Origin of the sequence: Streptomyces lacrimifluminis, assembly GCF_014646095.1 — a bacterium.
GTDB classification, from domain to species: Bacteria; Actinomycetota; Actinomycetes; order Streptomycetales; family Streptomycetaceae; genus Streptomyces; species Streptomyces lacrimifluminis.
Genome location: NZ_BMMU01000026.1, coordinates 62,984 through 79,641, shown reverse-complemented (window position 1 = coordinate 79,641; position 16,658 = coordinate 62,984). Strand labels below are relative to the sequence as shown.

The 16,658-nt window shown below is 71.3% G+C and carries 17 protein-coding genes and 1 pseudogene; 12 read left to right on the top strand and 6 right to left on the bottom strand.

The features are described from left to right. The first annotated feature begins 38 nt into the window (after nt 1-38). Together IEY89_RS30665 and IEY89_RS30660 are read left to right on the top strand one after the other, a co-directional pair. The gene (locus IEY89_RS30665) at nt 39-704 is read left to right on the top strand and encodes a hypothetical protein (RefSeq protein ID WP_189150777.1); all 666 of its coding nucleotides are present in this window, start codon (nt 39-41) and stop codon (nt 702-704) included. Between the two features lie 72 nt (nt 705-776). Continuing rightward, nucleotides 777-1,508: a DUF1775 domain-containing protein gene (locus tag IEY89_RS30660; protein ID WP_189150776.1), complete on the top strand. Its 732-nt coding sequence runs from the start codon at nt 777-779 to the stop codon at nt 1,506-1,508. A 156-nt stretch (nt 1,509-1,664) separates the two neighbouring features. Here IEY89_RS30660 and IEY89_RS30655 read toward each other — a convergent pair whose 3' ends face one another. Next, the gene (locus IEY89_RS30655) at nt 1,665-2,024 is read right to left on the bottom strand and encodes an ArsR/SmtB family transcription factor (protein ID WP_189150775.1); all 360 of its coding nucleotides are present in this window, start codon (nt 2,022-2,024) and stop codon (nt 1,665-1,667) included. 139 nt (nt 2,025-2,163) lie between these two features. Between IEY89_RS30655 and IEY89_RS30650 the strand changes: the two genes are divergently transcribed. Both IEY89_RS30650 and IEY89_RS30645 read left to right on the top strand, forming a co-directional pair. Further along, nucleotides 2,164-3,513: an MFS transporter gene (locus tag IEY89_RS30650; RefSeq protein WP_189150774.1), complete on the top strand. Its 1,350-nt coding sequence runs from the start codon at nt 2,164-2,166 to the stop codon at nt 3,511-3,513. A gap of 665 nt (nt 3,514-4,178) precedes the next feature. Further along, nucleotides 4,179-4,619, top strand: a pseudogene (locus IEY89_RS30645) ((2Fe-2S)-binding protein); the annotation flags it as partial. Between the two features lie 35 nt (nt 4,620-4,654). On the opposite strand, the gene IEY89_RS30640 reads toward IEY89_RS30645, so the two are convergent. Both IEY89_RS30640 and IEY89_RS30635 read right to left on the bottom strand, forming a co-directional pair. Next, on the bottom strand, nt 4,655-5,116 hold the full coding sequence (locus IEY89_RS30640) for a DUF1569 domain-containing protein (RefSeq protein ID WP_189150773.1): 462 nt from the start codon (nt 5,114-5,116) through the stop codon (nt 4,655-4,657). Between the two features lie 148 nt (nt 5,117-5,264). Beyond that, complete coding sequence (locus IEY89_RS30635) at nt 5,265-6,944, bottom strand: hypothetical protein (protein ID WP_189150772.1); 1,680 nt, start codon at nt 6,942-6,944, stop codon at nt 5,265-5,267. Between the two features lie 199 nt (nt 6,945-7,143). On the opposite strand from IEY89_RS30635, the gene IEY89_RS30630 reads away from it, so the two are divergent. From IEY89_RS30630 to rpmF, 5 genes are all read left to right on the top strand, one after another. Further along, the gene (locus tag IEY89_RS30630; protein ID WP_189150771.1) at nt 7,144-7,956 is read left to right on the top strand and encodes an SAM-dependent methyltransferase; all 813 of its coding nucleotides are present in this window, start codon (nt 7,144-7,146) and stop codon (nt 7,954-7,956) included. A gap of 76 nt (nt 7,957-8,032) precedes the next feature. Further along, the gene (locus tag IEY89_RS30625; RefSeq protein WP_189150770.1) at nt 8,033-8,404 is read left to right on the top strand and encodes a DUF6479 family protein; all 372 of its coding nucleotides are present in this window, start codon (nt 8,033-8,035) and stop codon (nt 8,402-8,404) included. A gap of 207 nt (nt 8,405-8,611) precedes the next feature. Then, nucleotides 8,612-8,803 (top strand): putative ATP-grasp-modified RiPP, encoded by a 192-nt coding sequence (gene tgmA / locus IEY89_RS30620; protein ID WP_189150817.1) that lies wholly within the window; start codon nt 8,612-8,614, stop codon nt 8,801-8,803. A 15-nt stretch (nt 8,804-8,818) separates the two neighbouring features. Next, a complete protein-coding gene (tgmB, locus tag IEY89_RS30615) occupies nt 8,819-9,811 on the top strand; it encodes an ATP-grasp ribosomal peptide maturase (RefSeq protein WP_189150769.1) in 993 nt (330 codons plus the stop codon). 499 nt (nt 9,812-10,310) lie between these two features. Continuing rightward, nucleotides 10,311-10,475, top strand: a complete 165-nt coding sequence (gene rpmF / locus IEY89_RS30610) for a 50S ribosomal protein L32 (protein ID WP_006378024.1) — start codon at nt 10,311-10,313, stop codon at nt 10,473-10,475. A gap of 21 nt (nt 10,476-10,496) precedes the next feature. On the opposite strand, the gene IEY89_RS30605 is transcribed toward rpmF, so the two are convergent. After that, complete coding sequence (locus tag IEY89_RS30605; RefSeq protein WP_189150768.1) at nt 10,497-11,237, bottom strand: TIGR03943 family putative permease subunit; 741 nt, start codon at nt 11,235-11,237, stop codon at nt 10,497-10,499. After that, nucleotides 11,234-12,268, bottom strand: coding sequence for a permease (locus IEY89_RS30600; RefSeq protein ID WP_189150767.1), 1,035 nt, complete (start codon nt 12,266-12,268; stop codon nt 11,234-11,236). Before IEY89_RS30600 ends, IEY89_RS30605 begins: the two co-directional genes overlap by 4 nt. Nucleotides 12,269-12,383: 115 nt before the next feature. Here IEY89_RS30600 and IEY89_RS30595 point away from each other — a divergent pair, with 115 nt between their 5' ends. The 3 genes from IEY89_RS30595 to IEY89_RS30585 all read left to right on the top strand — a co-directional run bounded on the left by IEY89_RS30595 (nt 12,384) and on the right by IEY89_RS30585 (nt 14,702). After that, nucleotides 12,384-12,791 carry a TOBE domain-containing protein gene (locus tag IEY89_RS30595; RefSeq protein WP_189150766.1) on the top strand — a complete coding sequence of 136 codons (408 nt, stop codon included), beginning with the start codon at nt 12,384-12,386 and terminating at the stop codon, nt 12,789-12,791. Between the two features lie 89 nt (nt 12,792-12,880). Next, nucleotides 12,881-13,999, top strand: a complete 1,119-nt coding sequence (locus IEY89_RS30590; protein WP_189150765.1) for a serine hydrolase domain-containing protein — start codon at nt 12,881-12,883, stop codon at nt 13,997-13,999. 13 nt (nt 14,000-14,012) lie between these two features. Beyond that, entirely contained in the window at nt 14,013-14,702 is a 690-nt protein-coding gene (locus IEY89_RS30585; RefSeq protein ID WP_189150764.1) for a nucleoside/nucleotide kinase family protein, read from the top strand. Nucleotides 14,703-14,772: 70 nt separating this feature from the next. Here the strand turns inward: IEY89_RS30585 and IEY89_RS30580 are convergent, their stop codons facing one another. Then, nucleotides 14,773-16,614, bottom strand: coding sequence for a hypothetical protein (locus IEY89_RS30580; RefSeq protein ID WP_189150816.1), 1,842 nt, complete (start codon nt 16,612-16,614; stop codon nt 14,773-14,775). Between the last annotated feature and the right edge of the window lie 44 nt (nt 16,615-16,658).

Sequence of the window (16,658 nt, the reverse complement as noted above, 5' to 3'; positions counted from 1 at the left end):
CCCTGCCCGGTCGCCGCATGGTTGATGATGGGCGGGCCATGACCATGCTCCGTACGCCGACGACGCGCTCCGCGCCCCTGCCCGTGTTCCGGGCAGCGGTGTTCGCCGTCGTCGGGACGGTGCTCGGGGTCAGCGCGCATCATCTGGTCGCCGAGGGGCCCGCCCCGTGGCGGCCGAGCGTGGTGGCGGCGGTGTTGCTGTTCGTGGTGGGCCTGGTCGGTACGCGGCGCCCTCGTTCGCTTGCCGTGGTGGTGGTGACGAGCGCGGCGGCGCAGACCGGACTGCATGTGTGGCTGTCGGCCGCCCACTCACGCCGAGCGGCGGCCACGAGCACGTCCCTGCCCTCGCATGCGCATGCGCATCATGCGATGCCGGCCCATGGGACCTGGTCCGAGGGGCTGCACCACTCGGCCGCGATGACGGTCCTCCATGCCGTGGCCGCCGTACTCGTCGCCGTGCTGCTGCACCGCGCGGACGCGGCCTGCTGGACACTGGCGCGCGGCCTGACCGGGGCTGTCGACACGGTACGGACGCGGATCGCCACCGTACGGGCGCTGCTCGGCGGCCGACCGACGCCGACCGGGCGCGGATCGCGGGTGCGCCGCCCGCGCCGGACCGAGCAGCCGTCGCTCAGGGGGGCGCTTCTCGCGGACGTGGTGGTACGGCGGGGTCCTCCGCCGGCGTGGCTCGCCCTCGCCAACTGACCCTGCCGGAACGGCCCGACGCGGGTCGGCCGTTCCGTACCACCGCACGCCCCGAAAGACCCGGAGACACCCATGTTCACTGCCCCCGCCCAGAACGGCACCGCGCGCCGCCTGACCCTCCTGGCAGCCGCTGCCGCCACCCTTGTCCTCCTCACCGCCGGACCGGCCGCCGCCCACATGGAGGTCGAGTCCGACAAGGCCCAGGCGCTCGCCGAGAACGTCGAGATCTCCTTCCACGCGGAAGCGGAGTCCGACACCGCCGGGATCACCGAGGTCCGCGTCATCCTGCCCAAGGGCATCGCGCCCGGTGACGTGACGTACGGCGAGGGCCCCAAGGGCTGGAAGTTCGCGACCGACGACGAGGGATACACGGTCAGGGGCGCGGCCCTCAAGACCGGCGTGAGCGCGGAATACTCCGTCGTCGTGCGGCAGCTCCCCGACGCGAAGGAGCTCGCCTTCAAGTCGTTGCAGACCTACAGCGACGGCAAGATCGACCGCTGGATCGAGCTGGACGAGAACGGTGAGCAGCCCGCGCCCGTGCTCAAGCTGAAGGCTGCCGCGCCGGGTGCGAAGCCGGTGAGCCCGTCGCCGAGCGAGACGGCGTCCGAGTCGCCGTCGCCGTCCGCCTCCGCGTCGCCGACACCCACGGCCGAGGCCACGGAGGCGTCGGCCTCGCCGGCGGCCGAGGCGGCGAGCGACGACGGTGGGATGTCCGCGGCTGCCTGGATCGGCATCGGCGCGGCAGTGGTTGTCGTGGCAGGCGGGGCCGTCCTTCTCGTACGACGCCGGAGCGCCGCCCAGTAGACAGCCTTTCCTCGGGGGCGCAGCCCTCGAACCCCCGCTCCTCAAACGCCGGAAGGGCTGGATACCCCCGGCCGGGGCTTGGTCTTTCAGCCCGTCCGGCGTTTGAGGACGGGGCCCGTTCAGGGCCGACAGCCGGGGGTCTGGGGGCGCCGGACCTCAGTCGTGCGGCGCGCTGCCGCTGACCCGGTGGTCGGCGTGGCTCAACGCCTCCATCACCAGGCGCCGCAGATGCCCGTCACGCAGGCTGTAGTGGACGTACCGCCCTTCGCGCCGCGTCTCCACCAGCCCCGCCAGCCGTAGCTTCGCCAGGTGCTGACTGACCGCCGTCCGCGACGCCTCGCAGCGCTCCGTCAGCGAGCCGACGTCCGACTCCCCCTGTGCGAGCAGCCACAGCAGGTGCAGCCGCGTCGCGTCGGACAGCAGCGCGAACACCTCGGTCGCCTCAGCGAGACGCGCGCTGTCCGGGGCACGCAGGTGCGTGTCGGCCGCGGTTGGCAAGGTCTCGCGAGCAGGCATGCCCTCAGCGTAGAGGCAGGACGGACCCGTCGAGAGTGCCGGCGTACCGATTCCCGCGGCAACATGTGCACAGGTGCGCACCTATGGCTACAGTGGAGTGGGACCGCGCCCGCTCCCCGACCGGCCAAGGGATCGCCGCATGCTCGCCGTACTCCGCAACCGCACCTACCGCCGCCTCTTCACCGCCCAGGTCGTCGCCCTGACCGGCACCGGCCTGGCGACGGTCGCCCTCGCCCTGCTCGCCTACGATCTCGCGGGCGCCGACGCCGGATCGGTGCTCGGCACGGCACTCGCGGTCAAGATGGTGGCGTACGTGGCGATCGCCCCGGCCGTCGGCGCGGTCGCCGACCGGCTGCCGCGCCGCGCGCTGCTGATCGGGGCGGACCTCGCGCGAGCCGGGGTCGCTCTGCTGCTGCCGTTCGTGGACCAAATCTGGCAGGTGTACGTCCTGATCTTCCTGCTCCAGGCGGCGTCGGCCACGTTCACCCCCACCTTCCAGGCAGTCGTACCCGACGTACTTCCCGCCGAACGCGACTACACCCGGGCCCTGTCCCTGTCCCGGCTCGCCTACGACCTGGAGAGTCTGCTCAGCCCGGCCCTCGCCGCCGCGCTGCTGTCACTGGTCACCTACAACTGGCTGTTCCTGGGCACCGTTGCCGGTTTCCTGGCCTCGGCCGCCCTGGTCACCTCCGCCGTGCTGCCCAAGCCCGCCCTCACCCTCGCCACCGCCGCCCCGCCGACCGGCGGCATCCGTGCGGGGGCGACCGCGGGCACCCGTCTCTTCCTCGCCGTCCCTCAGTTGCGCGCCCTGCTCGCGCTCGATCTGGCGGTGGCCGCCGCGGGTGCCATGGTCACCGTCAACACCGTGGTGTACGTCCGCGACCAGCTCGGCCGGAGCGCCGGCGACGTACCGCTGGCGCTCGGCGCGTTCGGTGCGGGCTCGATGGTCGTGGCGCTCCTCCTGCCCCGGGTGCTCGACCGCGTACCGGACCGTGCGCTGATGCTGCGGGGAGCTCTGTCGCTCACCCCGGTCTTCGCCATGCTCGGCGCCATCACCACGGCGGGCGGCGGCAGTTGGCGCTGGCCCGCGCTGCTGGCGGCCTGGACCGCGTTCGGTGCCGCCTGCTCGGTGGTACTCACTCCGACCGGGCGGCTGATCCGCCGGGCGGCGCCCGCCGAGGCGCGCACCTCCGCGTTCGCTGCCCAGTTCTCCCTCTCGCACAGTTGCTGGCTGCTCACGTACCCGCTGGCCGGATGGCTCGGCGCGACGGCCGGCCTCCGGTCCGCGGTGCTCGCCCTGGGTGCTGTCGCCCTGGCCGCGGCGCTGCTCGCCGTACGCCTGTGGCCGGCGCGGGAAGCGGCGGCCGTCGAGCACGAGCACGCCGGTCTTCCCGCCGGGCACCCGCATCTGGCCGACGCACGACGGGTCGGCGCCGGCTGGCGGCACAGCCACCACCCGCTCCTCGACGGCCTGCACGTCCACGGCTGACGGTCCGGGGCGGTCACCGGTTTTCGGCTCCGGCAGCGAGGGATACGTACGCCTCGACTGTGCGTCGACACCGGCCGCTGTGCACCGGACGGTGGTCGGAACAGGCGGTGTCGGAAGGGGGCGCGCGGGCCGCGCTCTTCGGCAGAGAACCCTCTCCGGTCTCGGCTTGAGCAGGGCGAGTACCGCACCCTGCTCGGCCTGCGCCGAAATCGGTCCCGCCGGGCGGCTGGGGCGCTCTCCCCCGAGCGCCGCCGACATCCCGGCGAACGAGTACGCCCACGCGGCCGACGGCATGACGATCGCCGAGATCGCCGAAAACCGGAGCATGAGGATCGAGCGGAGTGGGTCTTCGGTGATCGGCGGCGAGACGCGTTGCTCCACGACCTGTGGCGAGCCCGCTTCATCCTTCCCGGGCTGGTCCCGTCGAAGGAACTCGACAACAGCACCGGTCTCACCCGTCGGCCGAACAGGCGTCGCCCACGTCACGCCGGAGGAAGCACCAAGTCCCTTGCGCCCGGGCCATCGGCACGAAGCCGCGCGCTTTCCCCGTCAACTTCGACGTCGGCTTCACTCCCTTTCCTCGCTGAGCGCCGGGTGAACATCCGCCGAGCGCCCACTGAGCCCTCTCGGCTCAGCGCCCTCAGCACCCTGACAGGAGAACGTACGTGCCCTCCCACACCTTCACCGTCAACGGGAAGTCCGTGACCGTCGACGCCCCCGACGACCTGCCCCTGCTGTGGGTACTGCGCGATCTGCTCGGCGTGCGTGGCCCCAAGTACGGCTGCGGGATCGACATCTGCAAGGCCCGCACCAGCCATCTCGACGGCGAGGCGGTCAATCCCTGTGTGGTTCCCGTGGCCGAGGCCACGGGGAGGGAGGTCACCACCATCGAGGGGCTGGCGGACGGTGACCGGCTGCACCCCGCGCAGGAGGCCTGGCTGGAGCAGGACATGGCCCAGCGCGGCTTCTGCCAGCCCGGCCAGATCATGGCGGCGGTGGCCCTGCTGAAGCGCACGAAGAACCCCACGGACGCCGATATCGACGCGATCGCGAACGTCTGCCGCTGCGGGACCCACTTCCGTATCCGCGAGGCGATCAAAAGCGCGCCGCCACCAGGCTGGGGTGACGGCGGACCGCACGGTCACCGGCGTCGGGCGTCGACCAGTCCCGGCAGGTGTTCGGCGAGATGCATGGCGTGCAGACGTGCGAACTCGTCGTGCGTGCAGCGTCCGTAGGCGGGGTGCAGGGCGTGCGGTCCCGTGTGGCCGGTGAACAGGGCAACCGCGTCCGCGAGGCCGGACGCTGCCTCTGCCGACGGCAGGCTCGGGTCCAGGGGCGGAGCTCCGTCGATCTCCGCCTCCAGCGAGTGTTTCGTCGCTCCGCGCCGCAGGAAGAGGCGTTTGGCCAGGGTGCCTGCCGTGGCCCGGAACAGGGCGGGCTTGAGTCCGGGGTATCCGGTCACGGAGTAGCGGACGGTCTGGGCACAGTGCTGGAGCGTCTGGGACAGGTTCCAGCCACCGCCCGGCGCCAGCAGCTCGGCTTCGGGGCGCCCGAGGTCCTTGGACAGCCGCTCGGTGAGCTCGGTAAGGGTGGGTGAGGACATGCCCGCAGCATACGATAATTTGAAACGTCAACATTTCGTTCCACATATGCTGTCGACCGGACATCAGCAGGCGTTCGCGGCGGCGCTGAACACCGACCCGGCAGGTGCCGATGCTCCCAGGGGCAGACCTGACGCGTCCGGCGCACCGTCAGCAACAACCCGCGTCCGCGCCGCCGTTGCCCACGTCCAGACGGCAGAAGCAGGATGCCTCGATCGGGACGTCCGCCAGGGCGAGCGCGATCTTCAGCTGCTGGGCCACGATCCCTGCCTCCCCATCCCTGCCCAGCCGGACAAGGCACTCGTGGAACCCGTGCAGAGCCCAGACGTTGCCGGGATGCTGCACAGCGCGCGGAAGTGTCCCGTCGAGACCGAGGTCGGCACGGTAGACGGCTTCCGCCTCGGCAACGCGTCCCTGTTCGAGGAGCAGGGCGCCGTAGGCGTGCCGGGTGGGCTGCATCCAGCCCCAGGGTTCGTCGTAGGGGAGGTTGTCGGCCAGTTCGATCGAGCGCTCCAGCGCGGCGAAGGCGGCCTCGTGGTGGCCCTTGCGGTACTCCAGCTCACCGTCGAGCATCGCGGACGCGACGGCGAGAATGTCGGAACAGGTGTTGTTGAACAGCATCCGGGTCTCCGGGATGCGGGTGAGTGCCACGCGGAACAGCTCGCGCTCGGCCTCGGCCTCGGCGATCCGGCCGGTGGCGGAGAGGGCGACCCCCCGGGCGTACCGGAGCATGGCCGTCGTCACGCAGTACAGCAACGGATCGGCGGGCAGCGGCAGTTCGAGGATGTCCGACCAGCGGCCGAACCGGATCAGCACATGGACGCGCATGGCGAGGAAGCCCTCCAGCCAGTCGGCCATGGGCGGGCTCTGCACCCGAAGCAGTTCCTCGGGGATGGAGGCCTCCAGGTGCGCGGCGGCCTCCAGCGCGGTCCTGGACTGTCCCAGGAACATCGCGCCGTAGATCTTGAAATGGTGGTTGTGCGCCCGGTAGAGGGTGTAGAAGTTCATCGCGCCGGACCGCTCGCGGAACTTCTCGTCGGCGACGATCGCCGTGGCGTTGTCCGCCACCACGCGCCGGTAGTCGCCGCAGAGTACGTCCAGATGTGTGGGCATGTGCTGCAGGTGGCCGGCGTCCGGGACCAGGCCGCGCAGCCGGTCCGCGGCGGGCAGGGCCGTCTCCGGGGCGGCGGACATCTCCATCAGGTGGATGTGGAGGTGCAGGAGTCCCGGGTGGCGCGAGCCTGCGTCGGTCGCGATCGCCCGCTCCAGGACTGCCTTCGCGGTGAGGGTGCGGGCGCCCTCGGCCGGCTCGCCCGTACGCACGTCCCACAGTTGCCAGGGCGTCAGGTTCATCAGCGCGTCGGCGTACAGCGCGGCGATGTCGAGGTCGTCGGGGGCGAGTTCGTACACCGTTCGCATGCTGTCGGCGTAGGGCTCGTTCCACACCGAGCAGTCCTCGACGGCCTCCGCCTGCGGGTATCGGGCCCGCAGCGCGCCGATCAGGGCCTGTTCGGCGGGGGTGGCACCAGCCGCCTTCCGCTGCGCGAGTTCGACGGCCGCGTGGGTACGGGCCACGGTCCGTGCGAGGTCGTCGCCGTCGAAGAACTCCCAGGGTTTGTTGTAGTTCGGGCCGAGGGCGTACGCGATGCCCCAGTGGGCCATGGCACAGTCGGGGTCCGCCGTGGCGGCGGCCTCGAAACAGACGACGGCCTCCTCGTGGTGGAAGCCGTACGTCCACACCAGGCCCCGGTCGAACCACTTCTGGGCCTCGGCGGACGACGTCGTCACGGACCGTTTGTGGGTACCGAGGTCGTAGTCGTAGTGATCCATCCGTGTCTCCCGCTCCCCTGGGCCTGTCCGGCGAGAGTAGAGGCCACCGCCGGCACGCGGCAGTACCCGTTCCGCCGCCTCCCGCGCGGGCCCCGAAGCGCACGGCCATAAGATCACCCTCGTAGGCGCGAACGATGTTGACGGCTCGTGTGCTCGTCAACGTCCGTGCGGGGCACGGGAAGTGACGAGAGGAACCGACGTGAGCGAGCAGAGCAGCACGTCAGAGGGACGCGGCCGACTGGACACCTCGGTGGCCCACAACGCGCGCGTGTGGAACTACTGGATCGGCGGCAAGGACAACTACGTCGTCGACCAGGCCGTCGGTGACCACATCGACGCCATGTTCCCGCTGATCCGCAGTGTGGCCCGCGCGGACCGCGCCTTCCTCGGGCGAGCCGTGCGCTTCCTGGTCGCCGAGCAGGGAGTGCGGCAGTTCCTGGACATCGGGACAGGGCTGCCGACGGTGGAGAACACCCATGAGATCGCCCAGCGCCTCGCGCCCGAGTCTCGGATCGTGTACGTCGACAACGACCCGATCGTGCTCGCGCACGCCCGTACGCTGCTGACCGGCACGCGTGAGGGGGCCACGGACTACATCGACGCGGACATCCACCGGCCCGACGGCATCGTCCAGCGCGCCTCGGAGACCCTCGACTTCGAGCGGCCCGTCGCCGTCATGATGCTCGGCATCCTGAATTTCGTGCTCGACACGGGCCAGGCACAGGACATCGTGCGCCGGATCATGGCGTCGGTGCCGTCCGGCAGTTATCTGGTCCTGACCCATCCGACGACCGACCCGGACCTCGACGGTGAGGGCAACATCGAGGCGATGAAGTTCTGGAACGAGAACGCCACCCCGCCCATCACCGCCCGTCCCCGTGCCGAGGTCGCCGCCTTCCTCGACGGCCTGGACCTTCTCGACCCGGGGCTCGTCTCCTGTGCGCGGTGGCGCCCGGAGAGCGGCTCCGCGGCCACACTTCCGCAATTCGGTGCCGTCGCCGTGAAGCCCTGACGGACAAGAAAGGGACAGCGATTCCACAGGCTCCTTTTCGGACGCGCATTCACAGGGTGTCGGCGATAATCGGTATATGAGTCCGACAACGTCTGAACTACTGGCCGCGTCGAGCGATCTACTCCACGTAACGGCCGCATTTGTCGCAGGTCTGTTCGTCGCTGGTGCACTGATCTGGGCCTTCTGGTTCGGCATGCGGGTCCGGGACCGGGAATCCCCCCGGCCCCGCCCCGACGAACAACCCACACTTCCGCCTTCCGGTCCGGTGCACGAGGTCCGCGAGATGAGAGAGCCCGACGAGGTGCCGCGTGCGGCTGGGGAGCGGGAGCGGCTCATGCCGCACGAACTCCATCACGCGTCGACTAAGCGGCGGAAGGACCAGCAGCGGGGCCGCTGGGATCCCGGCTCCAGCGGCTCCTTCGGCAGTGGCGGCCTGGGGCGTCACTGACCCGTCCCGACGCCGGCATCGCGACCCGCGAGCGTGGGTCGCGGTGCGCGAAATGCCGTCCGGACACAGTTGCCGACAACGTGAGGCAACCATTCACCCGTTCGATTCGTATAACTCCTTGGAGGCGGGGCAAGGGGGACGGGACAGTTGTATTACCGGAGCTCCCCCGTCCACTTGACCGACGTCGTCGCCGATCGAGGAGAAGCGATGCAGCTGTTCGTTCTGAACTACGCGCGCCCGGCTGAGCAGTTGGAGGTGAGCACTCCGTACAGCTATGACTGCGGACTGCAGTTGAATGTGCTGCCGGGAGGGCGGATTGCCGCTCATGACCATGCCGTGATGCGCGAATTCGGATCCACTACGTCAACTGCCGGTTCCAAGACGCACTTCGATGACTGACGCGGACCTGACGCGATGACGGTCCTGGTCCTGACGTCCGAGGAGGATGTGACGGCGGATCTCGTCGTGGCCCGGCTGAACGGCACCGGCATTCCCGTGGTCCGGATCGATCCCGCCGATCTGCCCGGCGAGGTCGCCCTGTCCGGCGAATACGTGAACGGCGCTTTTCGCGGGCACCTCTCCGCCGGAGGCAGAGTGGTGACCCTGGAGGGCCTGCGGTCCGTCTGGGTGCGCAGGCCGGGGGTTCCGGGGGCGCGGGCCGCCGCCCCGTCCGGCTGGCTCACCGAGGAGGCCTCGCAGGCCTTCTACGGCATGCTCCGGGGCACCGGCGCGCGCTGGATGAACCACCCCGACGCCGCCGCCCGGGCCCGCCACAAGCCCTGGCAGCTGCATCTGGCACAGCGCAGCCGGCTTCCCGTACCGGCCACGCTGATCACGACGTTCCCGCAGGCCGCCCGGGATTTCGCGCGGCGTTTTCCCGATCTGGTCGTCAAGCCCGTTTCCGGATCGCATCCGCAGGAGCCGCCCAGAGTGGTGCCGACGAGCCGGGTAGCGCCCGATGTCGACTTCACCGCCGTCGCGTTCGGGCCCACCTTGCTGCAACGCCGGGTCGTCAAGCGGGCCGACATCCGGTTGACGGCGGTCGGCGACCGGATCCTCGCCGCCCGTAAGGCCGTCGCACCCGGCGCGCACCCTGACGACATCGATGTCCGCTTCGCGCCCTCGGACGAACCGTGGCGGCCGGCCGACGTGCCGACGCCCGTCGCCGAGGCCGTGCACCGGTATCTGCGGGAGGCCGGACTCGCCTATGGGGCCTTCGACTTCGCGGAGGATCTCGACAGCGTCTGGTGGTTCCTCGAATGCAACCAGTCGGGCCAGTTCGGCTTCGTCGAGATGGACACCGGACAGCCGATAGCCCAATGCGTCGCCGACTGGCTGGCCGGGGAAGGACCACGGGCGCCGACGCATCCCCATGATCCGCAGGGCTCCATGCGCATGGCTCCCTGAGCTGTCGTCACTCTCCCCAAGAGTCACGGCACAGGTGGTGTCGCGCCCGGCCGACGGGTGCGTTCCCTTCCCAGGCGACTTCCGGACCCGGCGTTCTCACCATCGCCGACGAACCCACCGATGCGTACGGCAGGGTGACCGAACTGCTCGGTGCGGAGCGTGTCGACGAGTTGCCGGTGGGCGCCTTCGAGAGGGACGAACTGGGCGTGCGGACAACGCCCCCGGGGCACCGGACCAGGGCGGCGGCCGCTGCCCCCGTTCAGCTCGGCCGTACCGGGCGGGAGGGCGTGGCCGCCGACCTGGGACCAGGCTCACGGTTCGGTGGCGTTCTCCCGTCGGACGGGCCGGCGGGAGCCGGAGCCGCTGCCCGGCGCGGAGTCGGACAGCGTGGTGTTCCCGTCCCCCTCCGACGGCTCCCCCGGTCCGACCGTACCCAACTGTTAATGGGATCCATTTTCATGTAGCGTCCTGTCTCGCTTGCCAACCGAGGAGGATTCCCATGGCCGTTCCCAAGCGGAAGATGTCCCGCAGCAACACCCGCCACCGCCGCGCCCAGTGGAAGGCGACCACGACCCAGTTGGTGCCGGTCACCGTCGACGGGGTCGAGCACATGGTTCCGCAGCGGCTCGTCAAGGCGTACGAGCGCGGGCTGATCCAGCCCTGACCGGACCGCCGGCCCCGGGATTCAGCTGTTCCAGCTCTCGTCGTACGGGTCGCGAGGGGTCGCCGCCGGCCTGGCCTCGGTGATGTCGAAGAACGGGATGATGCCCTTGTTCACCGGGTCCTTGATCCGCTGATCGGTGTAGGTGCCGGTGAGTTCGAGCCAGGTGTCCGGTTGCAGCACCGGAGGGATTTCGCCGGTCAGGCCGACCTTGACCGGCTGGGCGTCCGCCGCGCAGCAGTTGAGGGCCATCCGGACGAGGTACGGGGTGCCCTTGGCGTCGAGTGCGACGAACCCGGTGATCGCGATCCGCCGGTCGCCCAGCGAGCGTCCGTGATCGTAGGCCGCGCGGCCCGCGTAGTCGACAAGGCTGAGGCGTACGGGGTCACCGGAGGGCAGGGGCGGGTAGGCCAGCGGCGCCTGGAGGGCCGTACCCGTGCGCAGGGCACTGTAGGAGCCCAGGGCGGGCGGGGCCACCAGGATCAGCGCGAACAGGGGCAGCACCAGGAGCCAGGAGACACGCGGTTCTCGGTGGACGTGAGCTTCGTCGTCGTGGACGTGAACTTCCTTGTCGGGGACGGTGTTCGAGCGTTTCCGCTCGTACCAGACCGTCGCCAGCGCGGCCACCATCAGCACCACGCCCGCGCCGACGACCATCGGCTGGAGCCCCGCCTTGACGTAGCGCAGGTAGAGGTCGGTGGTACCGGCGTGCACCATCGCTCCGCCGACCAGGAACAGGACGACCGTCTGTGCCTGCCGGTTCACAGGAGCACCGCCCCGACGAGGACCGACGACGCCACGGCCATCACGAAGGTGGCCGGAGCGAAGCGCAGGGCGAAGCTCCGGCCGAAAGTGGCCGTCTGCATGGCGAACAGTTTCAGGTCGATCATCGGGCCGACCACGAGGAACGCCAGCCTGGCCGTGAGCGAGAACTGGGTCAGGGACGCGGCGACGAACGCGTCCGCCTCCGAGCAGATCGACAGCAGCACCGCGAGGACGGCGAGTGCGAGGACCGACACCACCGGGTTGTCCGCCGCGAGGCTCAGCCAGCTCGCCGGCACCACGGCCTTCAGGGTGGCGGCGGCCATCGCGCCGACGACCAGGAAACCGCCCGCGTGCATCACGTCGTGCCGTACGGAACTCCAGAACGCGGCTCCCTTGCCGAGGCCCTCGTCCGAGGGGTGGGCCGGCGGGCGCAGCCAGTCGGTGCGTCCGAGCCGCTGCCAGAGCCAGCCCATCGCGCACGCCGCCAGGAGGCTCGCGACGAACCGGGCGACGACCATCTCCGGCTCGCCGGGGAACGCGATGGCGGTCGCGGTCAGCACGATCGGGTTGATCGCCGGCGCGGAGAGCAGGAACGCCAGCGCGGCCGCCGGCGCGACCCCCCGCCGCACCAGCGCGCCTGCCACCGGCACCGACGCGCACTCGCAGCCGGGCAGGATCGCTCCGGCCATCCCCGCGACCGGTACCGCGAGGGCGGGCCGGCCGGGCAGGGCACGGACGAAGAACGACGGCGGTACGAACACCGCGAGCAACGCCGACAGCAGCACCCCGAGGACGAGGAAGGGCAGGGCCTGTACGACGACGGCGACGAACACCGTCATCCAGCTCTGCATCACCGGCGCGGACACCGCCCCACGGATCGGCCCCTGCAGGGCGACCATCAGGATCAGCAGCATGGTCAGGACGAGCGGCGAGCTGAACTGCCAGCCCTGCTCCTCGCCCTCGGCCTCGTCCGGCGGCGCCTCCGTGTCACGGGGGCCGGCCCCGGGCGGGGCCGCTTTGGTGATGCTCACGGGTGAGGTACCTCCGGGCGTGGCTGTATCGCGTGCGTTCCCTACCACTTCAGTACGCCGGGACGGGCACGGTTGCTCATTCTGCGGGATCGGGGAACGAGCTAGGTTGGCGCGTATGCAGTCCTACACCATTGGTCAGGCCGCCCGTCTGCTGGGCGTGAGCCCCGACACCGCGAGGCGGTGGGCTGATGCGGGCCGGGTGAAGACCCACCGCGACGAGGGCGGGCGTCGGCTGATCGACGGCCGGGATCTGGCCGCCTTCTCGATCGAGCTGGCCAACTCCGGCGCGGGCACCGGCTCCGGCGAGGAGGAGCCGTCGTACACCTCCGCCCGTAACGCCTTCTCCGGCATCGTCACGGCGGTGAAGCTCGGCGATGTCGCCGCTCAGGTCGAGATCCAGGCGGGTCCGCACCGGCTGGTGTCGCTGCTGACCCGGGAGGCAGTGGAGGAGCTGGGCCTCGAAGTGGGCGTGGAGGCGACGGCCCGGGTGAAGTCGACGAGCGTGCACATCGACCGGACATGAGCCGGGCGCCCGGCCGCGTGCGCACGGGCGGGGCTCAGGGCCGGAAATAATCGGTGGCCGCTCGGCGGGGGCATGGCTACGGTCGCGGCATGGTGGAGACGTCCGGCACATGCACCGACCAGTTCGCTCCCGTACGGGAGGCGTTGGCGGCCTCGCTCGACGACAAGGACGTGGGCGCGTCCGTGGCGGTGTTCCTCGACGGTGAACCGGTGGTCGACCTGTGGGGCGGCCACACCGACGAGGCCCGAACCGTGCCGTGGGAGCGTGACACCCTCACCAACACGTGGTCCACGACGAAGACGATGACGGCGCTGTGCGCCCTGGTCCTCGCCGACCGGGGCGTACTCGACCTGGACGCGCCGGTCGCCCACTACTGGCCCGAGTTCGCCGCGAACGGCAAGGACGACGTCCGGGTACGGCACCTGCTGGGCCACACGGCGGGCCTGCCGACCTGGGACGTACCGATGACGGTCGAGGACCTCTACGACTGGCCGGCCGCCACCGCCCGGCTCGCCGCCCAGGCCCCGGCCTGGAAGCCCGGCGCGGAAGGCGGCTACCACGCCATCACCTACGGCCACCTCGTCGGCGAGGTGATCCACCGGGCCACCGGCCGCACCCCGGGTGTCTTCTTCGCCGAGGAGATCGCCGGGCCGCTGGGCGCCGACTTCCACATCGGGCTGCCCGCCGAGCACGACCACCGTGTCGCGCCCGTGATCGCCCCGCCCGAGCGGGTGCTCGACCCGAACGCCGCCCTGCCGCGCGACCGCCCCGGTAACCCGCACGTCCCGTCCGCCACCGCCAACACCGAGGCCTGGCGGCGCGCCGAGCTCCCGGCCGCCAACGGCCACGGCAACGCCCGCTCGGTCGCCGCCGTCCAGTCGGTGCTGTCCTGCGGCGGCACCGCACGAGGCGTACGACTGCTGTCGGAGGCGGGCTGCGAACGCGCCCTGGAGGAGCAGTTCGCCGGGACGGACTCGGTCCTGGGCGTGCCCATGCGCTGGGGCATGGGGTACGGCCTGCACAGCGGCCAGCTCCCCAACCCCCGCACGTGTTTCTGGGGAGGCTGGGGCGGTTCGATGGTCCTGGTCGACATGGACGCGCGTCTGACGGTGGCGTACGTCATGAACCGCATGCTCGACGCGGGCGCCCTCGGCGACGACCGGGCCTTCCTGATCCTCGGGGCCGCCTACGAAGGACTGTCCGGGTGAGAGACTCGGCCGCGTGGAACGCCCTCTTTCCTCCCCCGCACCCACCTTCGACGAACTCCTCGGCCGGGCACGGGCCCTGGTCCGCGACGACCGGCGTGCCGTGCTCGGTGTCGCCGGGAGTCCCGGCGCGGGCAAGACGACGCTCGCCGAGCGGCTCGTCCGGGCGCTGAACGACGACGGCACACCCTGGGTCGCCCAGGTACCGATGGACGGATTCCATCTCGCCGACGTCGAGCTGGCGCGGCTGGGCCTGCGGGACCGCAAGGGCGCGCCCGAGACCTTCGACGCGGCGGGGTACGCGGCACTGCTGCGGCGGCTGCGTGAGGACACCCAGGGGCCAGGTGAGGGGGAGATCGTCTACGCGCCGGGTTTCGAACGGGTGCTGGAGCAGCCGGTCGCGGGCGCGATCCCGGTGTTTCCGTCGGCGCGTCTTGTCGTCACCGAGGGCAACTACCTTCTCCTGGGGCAGGGTTCGTGGGCGCGGGTGCGGTCCCAGCTCGACGAGGTGTGGTTCTGCGAGCTTGACGAGGGCGAGCGCGTCCGGCGGCTCGTCGCCCGGCACGAGGTGTTCGGCAAGGACCACGACACGGCCGTCGCATGGGTGCGGGGTACGGACCAGCGCAACGCCGACCTGGTCGCCGCGACCCGGGACCGGGCGGATCTGGTGGTGCCGGGGTCGCTGCGGTACCCGGCCGCCGGGTGACACGACGAGGCCGAGCAGCGCGCGGGTGAGCTGCTCGGCCTCGTCCGTCTTCGTTTTCTTCGGCCCTGCCTCAGTCGAGAAGCGTCAGCTCCGGCTCGCCGTGGGAGTCGCCCGCCACCTCGCCGATCACTGCCGTGAACGCCTCGGTGCGCACCTTCAGGCCGTTCGGGGTCGCCTCGAAGACCGGCGCGAACTCGGTGTCGCCGTCCCCGTCTCCGTACCGGACGGCGAACACGGTCAGCCCCTCCGGTGCGCCGGGCGCCGGGTCGGCCTCCAGTGCCGTGGAGGTGACCAGGTGGCGCCAGCCCTCGTCGGGGTTGCCGTAGCCACGCGGGTCGGCCGCCAGGGCGAAGGCAGCCTGCTCCTGGGTCGCCTCGGTGCGGGCGTCGAAGTGGTCGACGCCCTGTGCCTGCGGGTGCGTCAGGCGCAGGGGGCCCGCGGAGGTGACGCCGCCGGCTTCCGCCGTCCGGCGGACCCGGTCACCGTCGTCCGTGGCGTACGGGAGACCGGCGAGCAGGTACGGGGTGCCGTCGAGGTGTTCGACGGCGACCGTGACCCACAGGGTCGTGCCGTCCGTGACGTACAGGGACCGGAGGTGGCGCAGGACGTGGTCGCGGCCGACGACCGGCTTGGTGACCAGCTTGGCCGCGAGGCCGTCGGCGCGGATGTCGCGGACGCGGACCTCGCCCATCGGGCGGCACAGCAGGAAGCCGTCGGTGACGGGGCCGTGGCCGTGCTGACGGTTGACGGCGGCGGGCAGGTAGTACGTTCCGGCGGCCTCAACGACCGCCGGGGTCATGTGGCCGTCGAAGGCGACCGAGACCGTGCCCGCGCGCAGTTGGTGGCGGACGGCGGACGGAGAGGGTTCCCGGTGCCAGCGCGTGGTGTCCTGGATCTGCCAGACCAGCATCCACGCGAAGTGGCCGTCGACCCCGCCGTCGGCTTTGGCCGCGTGCCGGGCCCAGCGGCTGTCGCCCCGGTAGCGGCCGAGGTCGGAGCCGATGCGGGCGCCGAAGTAGCGCAGGCCGAGGACGGACTCGAAGGCGGAGTGCTGCTCGCTGTAGCGGGGGCCGCCGTTGTCGAACCCGCCGTTGGTGAGGCGGGCGTCGAGGTAGCGGGCCAGGGCGTCGCCGTCCTCGGCGAAGATCTCCTCTCCGCTGATCCGGTGGGCCTGGGCGAGGAAGGACAGGGAGATCGGGCCGTAGTTGTTGTCGTAGGCGCCGCCGTGCTCGGGGGGCAGCAGCGCGCCGCGGTCGCGGACCCGGTGGGCGCGGATCTCGTCGGTGTACAGCTCCAGTGCGCGGGCTCGGACCGACTCCCCTTCCTTCGGGGGCAGATGGCGTGCCAGCATCAGGCCGCCGACCACACAGCCGATCGCCTGGTTGCCCGCCTCCTGCGGATTGAAGAAGGTCGCCTCGGTCAGCCAGCGCCAGTAGCCGCGCGCCAACTCGACCAGTTCCGCGCGCCGTTCGTCGGCGACGAGTCCCTCGGCCGCGTCCAGGATGTTCACCGCCTGGAGCAGCGCCCACACCGTGCTCGGCCAGTCGCCGATGGGGTGGGCGCCGGACTCCAGTACGTAACGGGCGTACGGGAGACCGGAGTTGCGGAGCCTCAGGTTCGGGTAGCCGGGGTTGTCCTCGGTGTAGACCCGCTCCCGGAGGTGGAAGGCGAGGCTACGGGCCACCGCCTCCGGCAGCCGGGGGTCCTTGCCGCGCTGCCAGGCGAGCGCGAGGAGCGAGGTGATGCCGAGCGAGGTGTCGCCGATGTCGTCGACGCAGTCGGGGTGTTCGAGGTTGCCCTCGGGCGTGATGCGCGCGAGGGCCTGCTCGACGACGTCGGCGAGGACCGCGTCGTACGCCTCGGGGCTGTCGGGCAGGTCGTGCAGGGGGCCGCGCTGGTGTGCGAGGTGCACGGGAGGGGACGTGAGGTGCACGGGGATCAGCCCTTCATGCCTGG